Source organism: Bradyrhizobium sp. 23AC (genome assembly GCF_054863025.1).
On record NZ_JAVAYN010000007.1, the window covers coordinates 118,507 to 135,562 of the forward strand.

Here is a 17,056-nt window from a genome sequence, read left to right on the forward strand (position 1 = left end):
ATGCCTGTTACGACCAGCCCCGCGCCCCGTCCGGGATATCCCGCGCAATTACTCGCCGTGTCCCGGCGCGCGCTGGCGCAGCTCGTCCGCACGCCCTCGCATTCGCGCCGCGCAGAGGCCGCGCGAAAACTGGCGCGGCATTCGCTGTGGCTCAGCGCGGCGGGCGCGGCCCTGATCATTGCGCTGATGCTCGCGTTCGACCAGACCGAGATCCAGCTGATGCCGGCGCGCGGCACGCCAAGCCTGTGGCCGATCCGCATCCTCACCGATTTCGGCAAGGACGAGTATCTGCTCTCGGTGCTCGGGGGCGTGCTGGTGGTGTTGGCGCTCGTTGCGGCCGGGCTTCACGGCACAAGCCGCGCGCTACTCCTCGGTCTCGGCACACGGCTGCAGTTTGTGTTTCTGTCGATTGCCGTGTCGGCATTCGTTGCCGAGGTCCTGAAATACATCATCGGCCGCGGCCGTCCGTTTGTCGGTGGCAAGGCCAATCCCTTCAACTTCGTGCCGTTCGAGGGGACGGGGGCTTATGCCAGTTTGCCGTCGGGCCATGCCGTGGCAGCGTTCGCCCTGGCGTTTGCCGTGTCGGCATTGTGGCCGCGCCTGCGGGTGTTCATGTTCACTTACGCAATCGTGATCTTGTTGACGCGTCTGGTGCTGGTCGCGCATCACCCGAGCGACGTCGTGGCTGGCGCCCTGGTCGGCACGGTCGGCGCCATGGCGGTCCGCTATTGGTTCGCGGCCCGGCGGCTGGGCTTTGCTATCCGCGCCGACGGCACCATCGTGCCTCTCCCGGGGGCAGTTTCGGGCCATCTCAAAAGGGTTGCCCGCGGGGCATCCGCCCCATAAAAGCGGCTGCCTGCCGGGACCGCCGGTTCCCAGGGGTCCCAGGCCCACTTCCAACCACGAGCCGCCTTTGTCGACGTCCCAGCCCTCGGTTTCCATCGTCGTTCCCGTGCGCAACGAAGCCGACAACATCGCGCCGCTGATCGCGGAGATCGGCGCGGCGCTCGATGGCCGCTGGGCCTATGAGATCATCTATGTCAACGACGGCTCGACCGACGCGACCGGCGAACGGCTCGCGGCGATCATGGCGCAGCGGAGCAATCTGCGCCAACTGCGCCATGCCAGATCAGGCGGCCAGTCCGCGGCCGTGCGCAGCGGCGTGCGCGCGGCGCGCGGCGCGATCGTGGCGACCCTCGATGGCGACGGCCAGAACAATCCGGCCTTCCTGCCCGACCTGATCGCGGCGGTCGAGAAGGGAGCAGGGCGCATCGGCCTCGCCGCGGGGCAGCGCGTCGGACGCAAGGATACCGGCTTCAAGAAATTCCAGTCGCGCGTGGCCAACGGCGTCCGCAACTCCATCCTGAAGGACGGCACGCGGGATACCGGCTGCGGGCTGAAGGCATTCCGGCGCGAGGTCTTCCTGATGATGCCCTATTTCGACGGGCTGCATCGCTTCCTGCCGGCGCTGGTCCGGCGCGAAGGCTACGACATCGCCTATGTCGACGTGATCGACCGGCCGCGCCATTCCGGCGTGTCCAACTACGGCTTCTTCGACCGGCTGTGGATCGGCATCATGGATCTCGCCGGCGTGTGGTGGCTGATCCGCCGCAAGAAGCCGACACCAGATGTGACTGAGGTGAACGCATGATCATTCAATACGGTCAGGCGCTGAGCAACTATCTCTACGACGTCTTCGTCGCCAAGTTCGATTTCTGGCTGGCGTTCGGCCTTGTCGCGCAGCTGTTCTTCACCGCGCGCTTCCTGGTGCAGTGGATCGCCAGCGAGCGCGCCGGCAACAGCGTGGTGCCGATGGCGTTCTGGTTCTGCTCGATGGGCGGCGGGCTGATGACGCTGGTCTACGGCGTCGTGAAGCGCGAGCCGGTCATCATCCTCGGACAATCGCTCGCGACCATCATCTATATCCGCAACATCATGCTGATCATCAAGAACCGCGGTAGGGCCTCGAAGACGCTGGATCGCTGATCGGAAGGGCTAGCGCGGCAACGCCGACGCCGTGCCCGACCCGGGCAGGGCGGCTGTCTCCGCCTCGGTCCTGCGATACGGCACGCCGGCCGCGTCCAGCACGGGATAGGCGACCGAGCAGATGTGCGAGTGGATGCGCCTGAGGTCGCGCAGCACGTCGAGATGCAGCGAGGTCGTTTCGATGGTTTCGGGACGACCCTCGCGCAGGCGGTCGAGGTGGCGCTCGACTGCGGCAAGCTCGGTGTTGCGCAGTGCAGTTTTCTCCACCAGCAGCTTGCGCGCCTCGTTGGCGTCGCCCGACATGAAGACGCCGAAGGCGATCCGCAGCGAGTCCATGGTGCGCTTGTGAAAGGCGGCGAGCTCGTCGGCCCCTTCCGCCGAGAACTGGAAGCGCCGCTTGATCTTCTTGGTGGCGAGCTCGCTCAGGCTCTTGTCGATGATGTCGCCGATATGTTCGAGGTTGATGGCGAAGGAGATGATCTCCATCGCACGCCGTCCTTCGCTCTCGTCGAGGCTGCCCCGCATCAGCTTGGTCACGTAGAGCTTGATGGCCTCGTCGAGACCGTCGACGAAATTGTCCATCTTGGAGACCTGGTCGACCAGGGCACGGTCGCCGGTCATCATTGCGGCCATCACCTTGCGCAGCATGACCTCGACGAGATCGCCCATCCGCAACGTCTCGCGAGCGGCGTCGGCGAGCGCCAGTGACGGCGTCTCCAGCGCAGTCTCGTCGAGATAGCGCGGGCGGGCCGGATCGGCCTCCTGCACGCGATCGGGCAGGAGACGCGTCAACAGGCGCGACATGGTGTCGAGCAGGCCGATGAAGACGACGGCGGTGCCGACATTGAAGGCGATGTGGAAAGCCGCCGTCATCTTGGCCAGATCAGGCTGCCAGGCGTGCATGTGCTCGGCGATCGTGCCGAGGAAGGGCAGGACGAGCGCAATCCCGACGACGCGGTTGACGAGATTGCCGACCGGCAGACGGTAGCTCGCGGGATCGTCACGCTTGGCGCCCTCGAACACGGGATTGATGGCACTGCCGAGATTGGCCCCGAGCACCAGCGCCAGCGCCGCGTAGGGCGTGATGAACTGCGAATAGGCCAGCGACATGATCAGCAGCACGCTGGCGACGCTCGAATGCACGGCCCAGGTGACGAGGGCGGCGATGACGATGCACAATATGGGATCGCCCGTGATGGCCGACATCACGATGCGGACGCCCGGTGCGTTCTCCGCCGGCGCCAGCGTGTCGAGCAGGATGTGCAGCGAGAGCAGCATCAGGCCGAGGCCGATGCAGACGCGGCCGATATCCTTGATCCGCGATCGCGGGCCGGAGCGGAAGGCGACGAGGCCGAGCACGAACAGGACCGGCGCGACGGCTGCGATGTTGAACGACAGCACCTGCACGATCAGCGTCGTGCCGACATTGGCCCCGAGCATGATGGCGAGCGCAGCGGCGAGGCTGACGAGCCCCTCGGCTGCGAACGAGCTCGTGATCAGGGCGGTCGCGGTGCTGCTCTGGAGCAGCGCGGTGAGGCCGAGGCCGGCGGCAAAGGCGCTGGCACGGTTGCTCAGCGCCTTGCCGAGCAGGCGCCGCAGGTCCGGGCCGAAGGCGCGCAGGATTCCGCTGTGGACCATGTGCAGGCCCCACAGCAACAGCGCAACGCCGCCCATCAGATCGAGCAGAACCAACGTTCCCATGCTCCGTGTCCGGATTGGAGTCGATTGGTGAAGCTAGCGCCAAATGCTTGAGGTTCAAACCTTTTGTTGGCGCGTCGGCGTTAACGTTTACGCCAGCTGCACGTTCCCGCGGCGCGTTTCGCGTCCGCCGCGGCGCGCGTTGGCGCGTCCGCAGTCGAGATGCCTTGTGAGCAGGCTCACATTGCCGCCTTGAGGGCAGCGAAGCCGCGGTCGAGATCGGCCTTGAGATCGTCGACGCTCTCCAGACCGATGTGGAGACGCAGCGTTGGGCCGCCCGGCGACCACTTGGTCGCGGTGCGATACGCGTCGCAGTCGAAGGGAATTGCAAGGCTCTCGAAGCCGCCCCAGGAGAAGCCCATGCCGAACAGTTTGAGCGTGTTCAGCATGGTGTCGACGGCCTTCTGCGGGGCCGGCTTCAGCACGATGCTGAACAGGCCGGAGGCGCCGGTGAAGTCCCGCTTCCAGATCGCGTGACCGGGATCGGTCTCCAAGCCGGGATGCAGCACGCGCGCGACCTCGGGCCGGCTAGCCAGCCAGCGCGCCATGTCGAGTCCGGAACGATGATGCTGCGCCAGCCGCACCGACAGCGTGCGCAGGCCGCGCAGCGCCAGGAAGACGTCGTCGGGTCCGGCGCAGACGCCGAGCAGGCGGATGCCTTCCGCGATCTGCGGCCAGGCCTTGGCGTTGGCCGAGATCGTGCCGAACATGATGTCGGAATGGCCGCCGATATATTTTGTTGCGGCCTGCATGCTGATGTCGACGCCCTGTTCGAGCGAGCGGTGATAGAGCGGCGTCGCCCAGGTGTTGTCGTCGATGACGAGCGCGCCGCGCCCATGCGCGACCTCGGCGATGGCGCGAATGTCCGGCATCTCGAACGACTGCGAGCCCGGCGCCTCCACCAGCACCGCCCGGGTGTTCGGCTTGAACAGCTTGTCGATGCCGGCGCCGATCATCGGATCGAAATAGGTGGTCTCGACGCCAAAGCGGGTGAGCATGCCGTTGCAGAAATTGCGCGAGGGCCGATAGACGTTGTCGCAGACCAGGAGATGGTCGCCGGCCTTGAGCACCGAGAGCAGGGTGGTCGAGATCGCCGACAGCCCCGACGGGACGATGCCGACGCCGGCGCATTGCGGGCCCTCCAGCGCCATCAGCGTCTCCTGAAACGCCTTGGTGGTGGGGGAACCGTGGCGGCCATAGGTGAACTCGCCGCGATGGGCGTGCAGGTCCTCCGCGGTCGGATAGAGCACGGTCGAGCCGTGAAAGACCGGCGGATTGACGAACCCCTTCTGCGCCTTGGTGTCGCGGCCGGAGGTGACCAGCCGGGTCTCGGCATGCTGCTCTTGGGGGTGCGAGGAATCCATGCGTCTGCTTTCAAAACCGCGTTTCCGCTCGGGCTTGGCGCCTGACGGGCTGGCCGAAAGGCCGCTGTCGTTAATAACAGAACACAGAAGAGTCCCGTCAACCCCTTGACCCGGCACGCCAGTCGTTCTGTGATGCGCAGGTGCTATTCAGTCGCCGCATGTTGAGGGGCCTGCCGCGACCTTCGATCCATCGTCTGACCGGACTTTGCGCCACAGCCATATCGGCGGGCGCCTGCGGCGGGGATTAAGGTATGGCCTCCCGGGATCGGCGGGTGTTCGGCAAGGTTTTCCAGCATGACTCTTGCAGGGCTGGCCTTGATACGCCTGGCCCTGGCAGCGATGATCCTGAGACAACGTTCCTTGAGACGACTTTGAAAGGCCCAAAGCCCATGAAACGCGTAACCCTGGCTCTCACCCTTGCTCTCGCCGCCGGCCTCGCCGCCCAAGCAGCCGATGCGCAAACGCTCAAGACGGTCAAGGACCGGGGCATGCTGTCCTGCGGCGTCAGCCAGGGCCTGCCGGGATTCTCCTCGCCCGACGACAAGGGCAACTGGACCGGCCTCGACGTCGACGTCTGCAAGGCGATCGCCGGGGCGATCTTCAACGATGCGACCAAGGTCAAGTACGTGCCGCTGTCAGCCAAGGACCGCTTCACCGCGCTGCAATCCGGCGAAATCGACGTGCTCTCGCGCAACACCACCTGGACCATCTCGCGTGATACCTCGCTCGGCGCCAATTTTACCGGCGTGACCTATTATGACGGGCAGGGCTTCATGGTGAAGAAGTCGCTCAAGGTGAATTCGGCGCTCGAACTCAACAGCGCCTCGGTCTGCGTGCAGACCGGCACCACCACCGAGCAGAATCTGGCCGACTACTTCAAGGCCAACAACATGAAGTATGAGGTGATCGCGTTCGGCACCAACGACGAAACGGTCAAGGCCTATGAGGCCGGACGCTGCGACGTCTTCACCACCGACCAGTCGGGCCTGTACGCCAATCGCCTGAAGCTTGCCAATCCCAACGACCACATGGTGCTTCCCGAGATCATCTCAAAGGAGCCGCTCGGCCCCATGGTGCGCCACGGCGACGATCAGTGGTTCGACATCGTGAAGTGGACGCTGTTCGCGATGGTCACCGCCGAAGAGCTTGGCGTGAGCTCGAAGAACGTCGACGAGAAAGCGAAGCTGGAAAATCCCGAGTTGAAGCGCGTCCTCGGCACCGACGGCAATTTCGGCGAACAGCTCGGCCTGACCAAGGACTGGGTGGTGCGGATCGTGAAGGCGGTCGGCAATTACGGCGAGGTGTTCGATCGCAATGTCGGCGCAGGCTCGCCGCTCGGTATCAATCGTGGCCTTAACAATCTCTGGAACAAGGGCGGTCTTCAGTACGCGCCGCCGATCCGCTGATCATCCTGATCCGCTGGCAGCGGCATGAGCACCGAGGCCCGAAAACCGCCACCCCAGATCGCGCTGAAGATCAGGCGCGTTCTGGGTGGCAAGGCAGGCTGGAACGGCGTTGCCGTCCAGTTTGCCTTCGCGGCGATCCTGGGCTGGATCGGCTATGAGATCGTCTCCAATGCCCGTGCCAACCTCGAAAACCAGCACATCGCCGCCGGCTTCGGCTTCCTCAGGAATAATGCCGGCTTCGACGTCAACCAGACCCTGATCTCCTACACCGGCTCGGACACGTTCCTGCGCGTGTTCGTGGTCGGGCTCCTGAACACACTCGTGGTCTCGGTGGTGGGCATCGTCTTCGCCACGTTGATCGGCTTCATCGTCGCGCTGTGCCGGCTGTCGCCCAATTGGCTGTTGTCCCGCGTCGGCGAGATCTATGTCGAGCTCATCCGCAACCTGCCGCTGCTGTTCCAGATCCTGTTCTGGTACCTCGCGGTGCTCGCTGCCTTGCCCAATCCGCGGCAGAGCATCTCGTTGCTCGGCGTTGCCTTCATCAGCAATCGCGGCCTCGTCATTCCAAGCCCGGTCGGCGGGAGCGGCCTGGAGCCGTTCCTGGCGATGCTGGCGCTCGGTATCGTCGCGTCACTGGTCTTGCGCTTCTATGCGCGGCGCGCGCTGTTTCAGGAAGGGCGGATGATCCGGATCTGGCCCGCTGTGCTGGGCCTGCTGTTCGGGCTGCCGCTCGCCACGATGCTGGTATCAGGTCTGCCCTTCACCTTCGAGCTGCCGCAGCTGAAGGGCTTCAACTTCGCCGGCGGCTCGCGGATCATCCCGGAATTCGTGGCGCTGACGCTGGCGCTGTCGACCTATACCGCCGCCTTCATCGCCGAGATCGTGCGCGCCGGAATCCTGTCCGTCCACAAGGGGCAGATGGAGGCGGGGGCCTCGCTCGGCCTCAGCCGCGGCACCACGCTCCGGCTGATCGTCGTGCCGCAGGCCATGCGCGTCATCGTGCCGCCGCTGACCAACCAGTACCTCAATCTCACCAAGAACTCGTCGCTGGCGGTCGCGATCGGCTACCCCGACCTCGTCTCGGTGTTCGCCGGCACGTCGCTGAGCCAGACCGGGCAGGCGATCGAGATCATCGCGATGACCATGGGCATCTATCTCCTGATCTCGCTGCTCACCAGCGCGGTCATGAGCGTCTACGGGTGGCGCGTCAGCCGGAGTCTTGGCGCATGAGCGATATCGCCTCGAGCAGCTTCGTCCGCCGGGACTTACTCACCGAACGTCCCGCGCCTGTGAAGACCACGGGCTTTGTCGGGCTGATGCGCACGCGCCTGTTCAACTCGCCGACCAACATCCTGCTCACGATCGTGGGCGCCTTGCTGTTGTGGTTCACCATCGTTCCCTCGGTCAGGTTCTTGATGGTCGATGCGGTCTGGAGCGGCAAGGACCGCACGGCATGCCTCGCGGAGAACGCCGGCTTTGCGGTCGGCGCCTGCTGGCCCTACATCCACGCCAAGCTGCCGCAATTGATCTACGGTTTTTATCCCGAGGCCGAGCGCTGGCGGGTCAACCTCACCTTCATCCTTGCGGTGGCCCTGCTGGTGCCGCTGCTCGTGCCGCGTCTGCCGGCAAAGGGGCTCAACGCCAGTCTGTTCTTCTTCGCATTTCCGGTGATCGCGTTCTTTCTGCTGCACGGCGGCGGCATCAAGGGCTTCGGCCTCAGCTGGACCGCCGGCCTGCTGGAATTGTTCGACGACAGCATCATCGGCGCCGGGCAGGCCGTGCTCGGTCTCAGCAAGACATCCGCCGCCGCGCCGTTGTTGTGGTTGGTCGGGAATTTCATCGTGCTGGTCGGCACGGCGATCTCCTGGTTGATCCTCCCGCTGACCTCGTTGCGCGATCAGATCCAGGGAGCGGGCCAGTCGGTCTGGGCCGATTTCGCCGTGACGACAGCAGTCGTGTCGTTGATCGCCTTCGGCCTCGGCGGCGGCTTGCGCACGGGTTGGCGCGCTCTGGCCTCGAGCATCGCTGCCTTCGCCGCCATCGCTGTCGTGATCAAGCTGATGGGGCTCGATCGCGGTGGACTGCCGGTTGTGACGACGAATTTGTGGGGCGGCCTCCTGGTGACGCTGGTGGTCTCCGTCACCGGAATCGTCACCTCGCTGCCGATCGGCATCGCGCTGGCGCTCGGCCGCCGCTCCACCATTCCGCTGATCCGGATCTTCTCGATCGCCTTCATCGAGTTCTGGCGCGGCGTGCCGCTGATCACTGTGCTGTTCTTCGCCACCTACATGCTGCCGCTGTTCCTGCCCGGCAATTTCACCGTCGACGGTCTCGTCCGCGCGCTGATCGGCATCGCGCTGTTCACGGGCGCCTATCAGGCCGAGAACGTCCGCGGCGGGCTCGCTGCGATTCCGCGCGGGCAGGGCGAGGCCGCCGCGGCCCTGGGGCTGTCCTGGTGGAAGACGACCTCGCTGATCGTGCTGCCGCAGGGGCTGCGTCACGTCATTCCGAACCTCGTCAACAGCTTCATCTCGCTGTTCAAGGACACCTCGCTGGTCTCGATCGTGGCGCTGTTCGACCTGTTGGGCTCGCTCAGGGCCTCGTTCTCGGACCCGAAATGGTCGACGCCTTCGACCGCGTTCACCGGCTTCGCCTTCGCCGGGATCATCTACTTCATCTTCTGCTTTGGAATGTCGCGCTACTCGCTGTTCGTCGAGCACCGCCTCAACGCCCACCGTCGCAACTGATCGAGGTCACCATGTCCGACCCCATTGTCAAGATTTCCGGCCTCAACAAATGGTACGGCGACTTTCACGTGCTGCGCGACATCGACCTCGCGGTCGCGAAGGGAGAGCGCATCGTGATCTGCGGACCCTCGGGCTCCGGCAAGTCGACCCTGATCCGCTGCATCAACGCGCTGGAGGAATTCCAGGAAGGCGAGATCGTCGTCGACGGCATCGCGCTCGGGCCCAACCTCAAGCACATCGACGCGGTGCGCCGCGAGGTCGGCATGGTGTTCCAGAGCTTCAACCTGTTTCCGCATCTGACCGTGCTGGAGAACTGCACGCTGGCACCGATCTGGGTGCGCAACATCCCGAAGAAGGACGCCGAGATCAACGCGATGAAGTTCCTGGAGCGGGTCAAGATCCCGCATCAGGCCAACAAGTTTCCGGGGCAGATGTCCGGCGGCCAGCAGCAGCGCGTCGCGATCGCCCGCGCCCTGACGATGAACCCGAAGGTCATGCTGTTCGACGAGCCGACCTCGGCGCTCGATCCCGAGATGGTCAAGGAGGTGCTGGACACCATGGTGGACCTCGCCGAGGAAGGCATGACCATGCTGGTCGTCACCCACGAAATGGGCTTTGCCCGCGAGGTCGCCAACCGCGTGGTGTTCATGGATGCCGGGCAGATCATCGAGGCCAACACGCCGAACGAGTTCTTTGCGGCGCCCCAGCACGCCCGCACAAAACTGTTCCTGAGCCAGATCCTGCGCTGAGCACCTGCCATCCGGAGGCCGCGCCGGTCTGACCGGGCCACCAGCCTGGCACCATCCGAATCAGCTGTGCCTCTTTCCGGGCCATCTTCCGGAGAGAGACCTTGCAGGGCAGTGTCGGCGCGCGCGCATTCCAGAATGCGCGATTGCACAAGAAGTTGAGGAAGCAGGCGGACGCCGTCATGTCGCTCGCGGTCGAGGCGCTCCGGCAGGGCAGATTTGCGGAGGCCGAGACGCTCTGCCGCGGCATTGTGGAGGAGGTTCCGGATCATTTCCACGCCACGCACCTGCTCGGCCTGCGCGCGTATGAGGGCGGGCGGCTGGAGGAGGCGCAACGGCTGTTCGAACGCGCGATTGCGCTCGATCCGCGCTCGCCCGATGCCCATGGCAATCTCGGCGCCGTGTATTTCGATCTCCAGAAATTCCAGGACGCGCGCGCATGCCAGGAGAAGGCGATTGCGCTGAAGCCGAATTGTCCGATCACCCTGACCAATCTCGGCAATACGCTCCTGAACGTCGGCCTCGGCGAACAGGCGATCGGGCTGCACGAACGCGCTATCGGGCTGCGGCCCGACTACGCCGATGCATTTTGCAACCGCGGTATGGCGGAGCTCATGATCGGCCGGTCCGAGCGCGCCAAGGAGAGTTTCGATCGCGCCCTGTCGTTTCAGCCGCGTCATGCAGAAGCGATCGCCGGCAAGGGCATGGTTTGCATCGAGCTCCGGCATTACGAGGAGGCGGAAGCCGCCCTCGCGGCAGGGCTCGCGATCAAGCCGGGTTCACCGCGGATTCTGGCGCAGCGCGGACGGCTCAACTTCGACCTGCACCGGCTGGAGCAGGCGGCGGCGGACTTCGATGCGGCGCTGGCGCAATCGCCGCGGCTCGAGCTCGCACTGCGTGGCAAGGCGCAAGTCAACCTTCTCTTGGGGAACACGACGCAGGCGATTGCAGCCGTCAAGACCCTGCTCGAGGACAATCCGCGGTCCGATTATGCAATCGTGCTTCTCGGGGCCTGCTACGCGAACCAGGGAGACGTCGCGACGGCGCTCGAGCACCTTGACGCGGCGCTCGAGATATCACCTGACTATGCGGATGCGATCGCACGCAAGATATTCATCCTGGATTATCTGCCGGAGGCCGATTTCGCGATCCAGCAGGCGGCGCGAAAATCCTGGTGGGATGCGATCGGCACCAGACTGCCGCAACGGACACTGCCGCCCCGGGAGCTCGATCCGGGCAGGCGGATCGTCGTCGGATATGTCGCCTCGGAATTCAGAAACCACTCGGCCGCGTTCGCGCTGTTGCCAGTGCTGCGCCATCATGATCACACGAGGTTCGAGATCGTCTGCTATTCCTGCTGGCCGCTGCAGGATGAGATCACCGAGAGATTCAAGCCTCTCGCGGACGTCTGGGTCGATGCCGCGCAGCTTTCGGACGACGAGCTCGCCGATCGCATCCAGGCGGACAAGATCGACATCCTGATCGACGTATCCGGGCATACGGCCGGCAACAGGCTGCCTGTATTTGCCCGCAAGCCGGCTCCGATCCAGGTCACGGGTTTCGGACACGCTACGGGCACGGGCCTTCAGACCATGGATTACGTGCTCGCCGATCCAATCTTCATTCCGCAATCGGCGCGCCATTTGCTGACTGAGAAGGTCCATGATCTGCCCTGCCTGATCACGATCGATCCCATCCTGGACGTGCCGCCCTCGGAGCTTCCCATGGTCCGGAACGGCCATGTGACCTTCGGCGTGTTCAACCGCATCTACAAGATATCGGACGAGGCGATCCGGGTGTGGTCGAAGGTGATGCGTGAGGTGAGGGGGTCGAAGATCATCATCAAGCACGGGCTGCTCGACGATCCCTTGCTGCGCGACGGCTTGGTCGCGCGGTTCGTGGCCCAGGGCATTGCCGAAGAGAATATCACCTGCCTCGGCTCGACCACGCGCCACGAGCATCTGCTGGCCTTTGCACAAGTCGACATCTCCCTCGACACCTTCCCGCAAAATGGCGGCATCAGCACCTGGGAATCCCTCTATGCGGGCGTTCCGGTCGTCGCCAAGCTCGGCAACGGCTCTTCGTCGCGCGCCGGGGGCTCCATCGTGGCGGCCGTCGGCCTCGACGACTGGGTCGCCGAGGATGACGACGGCTACGCCGCGATCGCATGCAAATATGCGGCAGAGCCCGCTCATCTGGCGACGTTGCGGGCGGAGCTGCCGGCTCGGATCGCAGCCTCGCCTGCCGGCAACGTCGAACCTTACACGCGTGAGGTCGAAGCGGCCTATCGCCGGTTCTGGCACGATCATTGTGCCGCGGCCTCGGAACGCGGCGAGGTGGCGTAGCCCGACCTTGCGTTGCCCCCCGGGAAACCCCGGAGTCGCTATTGGTCTGGTCACCGGCGGGCCAGGGCAGCGAATCAGTTAGACTCCGCTGAGGGCATCCTCCGGAGAGACACCTTGCAGAACAGCGGCGGCGGCGCGCGCGCATTCCAGAATGCGCGATTGCAGAAGAAGTTGATGAAGCAGGCCGATGCCGTCATCGCCGCTGCGGCGAACGCCTATGGCCAGGGCCGATATGCCGAGACCGAGGCGCTGTGCCGCGAGATCCTGAAAGCCCTTCCGGATCATGTCGACGCCATCCACCTGCTCGGCATGTGCGCCCATGACGGCCGGCGCTTCGAGGAGGCGCAACAGCTGCTGGAGCGCGTGATTGCGCTCGATCCGCGCCTGCACGATGCCCATAACAACCTTGCGACCGTGCATTTCGACCTCGGCAATTACGAGGACGCGCGGCGCTGCCAGGAGAGGGCGATCGCGCTGAAGCCGAATTTCGCGGTGGCGCTGACCAATCTCGGCAACACGCTGATGCATATGGGGCTCTACGAGCAGGCGCTCGAAATGCACGAGCGCGCCATCAAATTCAAACCGGATTATGCCGACGCGCTCTGCAATCGCGGCATGGTCGAGATCGTGCTTGGGCAGATCATGCGCGCCAAGGAGAGCTTTGATCGCGCCCTGCTGTTTCAGCCGCGCCACGCGGAGGCCATCGTCGGCAGCGGCATGGTCAGCATGGAACTGCGGCACCACGAGGAGGCGGCAGCCAAGTTAGCCACGGCGCTCGCGATCAAGCCCGGCGCGCCGAGGATCCTGGCCCAGCGCGGGCGGCTCAGTTACGAGCTGCAGCGCCTCCACGAGGCGCTGGCGGATTTCGATGCGGCGCTTGCGATTTCGCCCAAGCTCGAACTGGCCCTTCGGGGTAAGGCGCAGGTCTGCCTCGTCATGGGAAAGACCGCGCAGGCGATGGCGGCCGCGACGACCTTGATCGAGCGCAACCCGCGCTCCGAGATGGGGTTGGCGCTGATGGGCTTCGCTTATTCGAACCAGGGAGAGATGGACGCTGCGATCGAATATCTCGATCGTGCGCTGGCGCTCCGGCCGGACTATGGAGACGCGATCAGAGGCAAGATCTTCCTGCTGGACTACCTCGGGGATGCCGATTTCGCGGTCCAGCAGGCTGTGCGAAAGTCATGGTGGGATGCGATCGGCTCGAAGATTCCGCAAAGGACGCTGCCGAAGCGACCGCTGGATCCGGACAAGCAGATCGTGGTCGGATATGTCGCGGCCGAATTCCGGCAACACTCGGCGGGGCTCACCCTGCTGCCGGTGTTGCGCCATCATGATCACGCCAAGTTCAAGATCATCTGCTACTACTCCTGGCCGGGAGCGGACGAGTACACCGCCATGTTCAAGCAAATGGCGGACGTTTGGGTCGACGCTTGGCAGATGTCGGACGACGAACTCGCCGATCGCATTCAGGCCGACAATGTCGACATCCTGATCGACGTTTCGGGCCACACGACCGGCAACAGGCTGCAATGCTTCGCGCGGAAGCCGGCTCCGATCCAGGCTACCGGCTTCGGACACGCGACGGGCACGGGCATGCAGACCATGGACTACGTGCTCGCGGATCCCATTTTCATTCCGCCATCGGCGCGGCATTTGTTTCCGGAAAAGATCTACGATCTGCCGTGCCTGATCACGATGGAGCCCGTCACCAATCTGCGGCCTTCCGAGCTGCCGATGCTCCGCAACGGTTACGTCACCTTCGGCGTGTTCAACCGCATCTACAAGATCTCGGATGATGCGATCCGTGTGTGGTCGCGCATCATGCGGGAGGTGCCGGGATCGAAGATCATCCTCAAGCATGGTTTGCTCGACGATACCTTGCTGCGCGATAGCCTGATCGCACGCTTCATCGCGCAGGGCATTGCCGAGGAGGATATCACGTGCCTCGGCACCACTTCGCGCGACGATCACCTGATGGCTTTCGACAAGATCGATATTTCGCTCGACACGTTCCCGCAGAATGGCGGCATCAGCACCTGGGAATCCCTCTACAAGGGCGTTCCCGTCGTCGCCAAGCTCGGCATTGGAGCCTCCTCGCGTGCCGGCGCCTCCATCGTGGCCGCCGTCGGTCTCGGTGACTGGGTCGCCGAGGATGACGACGGCTATGTCGAGATCGCCCGCAAATTCGCCTCGCAGCCCGAGCATCTGGTGAAGTTGCGCGCGGGCTTGCCGGCTCAGATCGCAGCCTCGCCCGCCGGCAATGTCGAGATCTACACGCGCGAGCTCGAAGCGGGTTATCGTCAGTTCTGGCGCGACTATTGTGCCGCCGCCGCGGAAAGCGACGACGCTGCGGTAAGCGGGGCAGACGCACCTGGCGGTTCCTGAGCCGGATCCTGCAGCGCGCACCCAGAATAGCCCGGAACGCGAATCAGTTAGACTCGCCGCGGGCTCATCTTCCGGAGAGACACCTTGCAGAGCAGCGCCGGCGCGCGCGCATTCCAGAATGCGCGATTGCAGAAGAAATTGAAGAAGCAGGCCGACGCCATCATCGCTGCCGCGGCGAGCGCCTATGGCCAGGGCAGACATGCGGAGACCGAGGCGCTCTGCCGTCAGATCCTGCAAGCCATTCCGGATCATTTCGACGCGATGCATCTGCTCGGCCTGAGCGCGCAACAGGGCGGGCGCCTGGAGGAGGCGCAACAACTGCTCGAGCGCGCAATCGCGATCGATCCGCGCTCGCACGAGGCCCACAACAATCTCGCGGCTGTGCACCTGGCCCTTCAAAATTTTGAGGCCGCCCGTGCATGTCAGGAGAAGGCGATCGCGCTGAAGCCGAATTTTTTGCCGGCCCTGGTGGGCCTCGGCAACACCTTTCTCCAGATGAACCTGCGCGAACAGGCGATCGAACTGTACGATCGCGCCCTCAAGCTGAAGCCCGATTATGCCGATGCGCTCTGCAATCGTGGTTTGGCCGAGCTGGCGCTGGGCCGGTTTGCCCCTGCCATGCAAAGCTTCGAGCGCGCGCTGCTGTTTCAGCCGCGCCATGTCGAGGCGCTCGTCGGCAAAGCCGTGGTCGGCCTCGAGCTCAAGCATTACGATGATGCGGAAGCTGCTCTCGCAGCGGCGCTCGCGATCAGGCCCGGTTCGGCGAAGATATTGGCGCAACGCGGGCGGCTCAATTACGAGCTGCAGCGTCTGGAACCGGCGGTTGCCGATTTCGATGCGGCGCTTGCGATTTCGCCCAAGCTCGAACTGGCTCTCCGGGGCAAGGCACAGGCTTGCCTCGTGATGGGAAAGACGGCGCAGGCGATGGCGGCCGCTGCGGCCTTGATCGAGCGAAATCCGCGCTCGGAGACGGGGCTGGCGCTGATGGGCTTTGCTCATTCGAACCAGGGAGACATGGACGCCGCTATCGCATATCTCGATCGCGCGCTGGCGATCCGGCCGGACTATGAGGATGCGATCCGGGGCAAGATCTTCTTGCAGGACTTCCGTGCTGAGGCCGATTTCGCGCTCCAGCAGGCGGTGCGACGGGATTGGTGGGACTTGATCGGCTCCAGGATACCGCGGCGGACTCTGCCGAAGCGACCGCTTGATCCGGACAAGCGGATTGTGGTCGGCTATGTCGCTACCGAATTCCGACAGCACTCGGCGGGGCTGACTTTGCTGCCGGTGCTGCGCCATCATGATCACACCAACTTCAAGATCATCTGCTATTCGTGCTCGCCGTCACGAGACGAGATGACCGCCAAATTCAAGTCGCTGGCGGACGTCTGGGTCGATGCATGGCAGCTTTCGGACGACGAGCTCGCCGATCGCATCCAGGCCGACAATGTCGACATTCTGATCGACGTTTCGGGCCACACGACCGGCAACAGGCTGCAGGTCTTCGCGCGGAAGCCGGCTCCAATACAGGCCACCGGATTCGGACACGCGACGGGCACGGGCATGCAGACCATGGACTATGTGCTCGCGGACCCCGTCTTCATTCCGCAATCGGCACGGCATATGCTGGCCGAAAAGGTCTTTGACCTGCCGTGTCTCAACACCATCGATCCGATCCTGGACGTGCCGCCTTCGGAGCTTCCCATGCTTCGCAACGGCCATGTCACTTTCGGCGTGTTCAACCGTGTCAACAAGATCTCGGACGAGGCGATCCGGGTGTGGTCGAAGGTGATGCGCGAGGTGATCGGATCGAAGATCATCGTCAAACATACGCTGCTTGACGATCCCATGATCCGCGGCGGCCTGCTTGCGCGGCTCGTGAACCAGGGCATCCCCGAACAGAACATCACCTGCCTGGGCTCGTCAGGGCGGGCGGATCATCTGCGGACCTTCGCGCAAGTCGATATTTCGCTCGATCCATTCCCGCAGAATGGCGGCATCAGCACCTGGGAATCCCTCTATGCGGGCGTTCCTGTCGTGGCCAAGCTCGGTCACGGCGCCTCGTCGCGCGCCGGCGGCGCCATCGTGGCGGCGATCGGGCTTAACGACTGGGTCGCCGAGGATGACGAGGGCTATGTCGAGATCGCCCGCAGATTTGCGTCGCAGCCCGAGTATCTGGCGAAGTTGCGTGCGGGCCTGCCGGCTCGGATCGCGGCCTCGGCGGCCGGCAATGTCGAGATCTACACGCGCAGGGTCGAGGAGGGCTACCGCCACTTCTGGCGCGACTATTGTGCCGCGGCCTCGCAAGGCGGCGAGGTCGCGTAAACCGGCCGAACGGCGCTGACGTTGTGGACCGCGTCCCCGACCCGAGAGGGC

12 protein-coding genes are annotated in these 17,056 nt (G+C 64.4%); 10 read left to right on the plus strand and 2 right to left on the minus strand.

Translation table 11 applies throughout. The features are described from left to right. The 3 genes from RAD10_RS18650 to RAD10_RS18660 all read left to right on the plus strand — a co-directional run bounded on the left by RAD10_RS18650 (window position 1) and on the right by RAD10_RS18660 (window position 1,986). The gene (locus RAD10_RS18650; RefSeq protein ID WP_461618690.1) at window positions 1-846 is read left to right on the plus strand and encodes a phosphatase PAP2 family protein; all 846 of its coding nucleotides are present in this window, start codon (window positions 1-3) and stop codon (window positions 844-846) included. Between the two features lie 67 nt (window positions 847-913). Then, window positions 914-1,651 carry a glycosyltransferase family 2 protein gene (locus RAD10_RS18655; RefSeq protein WP_461618691.1) on the plus strand — a complete coding sequence of 246 codons (738 nt, stop codon included), beginning with the start codon at window positions 914-916 and terminating at the stop codon, window positions 1,649-1,651. Continuing rightward, window positions 1,648-1,986: a lipid-A-disaccharide synthase N-terminal domain-containing protein gene (locus tag RAD10_RS18660; protein ID WP_018323154.1), complete on the plus strand. Its 339-nt coding sequence runs from the start codon at window positions 1,648-1,650 to the stop codon at window positions 1,984-1,986. Before RAD10_RS18655 ends, RAD10_RS18660 begins: the two co-directional genes overlap by 4 nt. Before the next feature lie 9 nt (window positions 1,987-1,995). On the opposite strand, the gene RAD10_RS18665 is transcribed toward RAD10_RS18660, so the two are convergent. Continuing rightward, complete coding sequence (locus RAD10_RS18665) at window positions 1,996-3,687, minus strand: Na/Pi cotransporter family protein (protein ID WP_461618692.1); 1,692 nt, start codon at window positions 3,685-3,687, stop codon at window positions 1,996-1,998. A 176-nt stretch (window positions 3,688-3,863) separates the two neighbouring features. Beyond that, the gene (gene metC, locus RAD10_RS18670) at window positions 3,864-5,048 is read right to left on the minus strand and encodes a cystathionine beta-lyase (RefSeq protein ID WP_461618693.1); all 1,185 of its coding nucleotides are present in this window, start codon (window positions 5,046-5,048) and stop codon (window positions 3,864-3,866) included. 389 nt (window positions 5,049-5,437) lie between these two features. Here metC and RAD10_RS18675 point away from each other — a divergent pair, with 389 nt between their 5' ends. The 7 genes from RAD10_RS18675 (at window position 5,438) to RAD10_RS18705 (ending at window position 17,005) form a co-directional block, all read left to right on the plus strand. Further along, entirely contained in the window at window positions 5,438-6,454 is a 1,017-nt protein-coding gene (locus RAD10_RS18675; protein ID WP_461618694.1) for an amino acid ABC transporter substrate-binding protein, read from the plus strand. A 24-nt stretch (window positions 6,455-6,478) separates the two neighbouring features. Then, window positions 6,479-7,684, plus strand: coding sequence for an amino acid ABC transporter permease (locus RAD10_RS18680; protein WP_461618695.1), 1,206 nt, complete (start codon window positions 6,479-6,481; stop codon window positions 7,682-7,684). Beyond that, window positions 7,681-9,201 (plus strand): amino acid ABC transporter permease, encoded by a 1,521-nt coding sequence (locus RAD10_RS18685; protein WP_461618696.1) that lies wholly within the window; start codon window positions 7,681-7,683, stop codon window positions 9,199-9,201. The genes RAD10_RS18680 and RAD10_RS18685 overlap by 4 nt, the downstream gene beginning before the upstream one ends. 11 nt (window positions 9,202-9,212) lie before the next feature. Beyond that, window positions 9,213-9,950, plus strand: a complete 738-nt coding sequence (locus RAD10_RS18690) for an amino acid ABC transporter ATP-binding protein (protein WP_183234228.1) — start codon at window positions 9,213-9,215, stop codon at window positions 9,948-9,950. Between the two features lie 101 nt (window positions 9,951-10,051). Next, on the plus strand, window positions 10,052-12,292 hold the full coding sequence (locus RAD10_RS18695; RefSeq protein ID WP_461618697.1) for an O-linked N-acetylglucosamine transferase, SPINDLY family protein: 2,241 nt from the start codon (window positions 10,052-10,054) through the stop codon (window positions 12,290-12,292). Window positions 12,293-12,406: 114 nt separating this feature from the next. Further along, window positions 12,407-14,680: an O-linked N-acetylglucosamine transferase, SPINDLY family protein gene (locus tag RAD10_RS18700; RefSeq protein ID WP_461618698.1), complete on the plus strand. Its 2,274-nt coding sequence runs from the start codon at window positions 12,407-12,409 to the stop codon at window positions 14,678-14,680. An 84-nt stretch (window positions 14,681-14,764) separates the two neighbouring features. Beyond that, window positions 14,765-17,005 (plus strand): O-linked N-acetylglucosamine transferase, SPINDLY family protein, encoded by a 2,241-nt coding sequence (locus RAD10_RS18705; RefSeq protein WP_461618699.1) that lies wholly within the window; start codon window positions 14,765-14,767, stop codon window positions 17,003-17,005. Window positions 17,006-17,056 lie beyond the last annotated feature (51 nt).

What these genes read in the sequence shown, in the direction of transcription:
- RAD10_RS18650 (WP_461618690.1), top strand. Translation starts at nt 1, where the DNA reads ATGCCTGTTACGACCAGCCCCGCGCCCCGTCCGGGATATCCCGCGCAA.
- RAD10_RS18660 (WP_018323154.1), top strand. Translation starts at nt 1,648, where the DNA reads ATGATCATTCAATACGGTCAGGCGCTGAGCAACTATCTCTACGACGTC.
- RAD10_RS18665 (WP_461618692.1), bottom strand. Translation starts at nt 3,687, where the DNA reads ATGGGAACGTTGGTTCTGCTCGATCTGATGGGCGGCGTTGCGCTGTTG.
- metC (WP_461618693.1), bottom strand. Translation starts at nt 5,048, where the DNA reads ATGGATTCCTCGCACCCCCAAGAGCAGCATGCCGAGACCCGGCTGGTC.
- RAD10_RS18675 (WP_461618694.1), top strand. Translation starts at nt 5,438, where the DNA reads ATGAAACGCGTAACCCTGGCTCTCACCCTTGCTCTCGCCGCCGGCCTC.
- RAD10_RS18680 (WP_461618695.1), top strand. Translation starts at nt 6,479, where the DNA reads ATGAGCACCGAGGCCCGAAAACCGCCACCCCAGATCGCGCTGAAGATC.
- RAD10_RS18685 (WP_461618696.1), top strand. Translation starts at nt 7,681, where the DNA reads ATGAGCGATATCGCCTCGAGCAGCTTCGTCCGCCGGGACTTACTCACC.
- RAD10_RS18690 (WP_183234228.1), top strand. Translation starts at nt 9,213, where the DNA reads ATGTCCGACCCCATTGTCAAGATTTCCGGCCTCAACAAATGGTACGGC.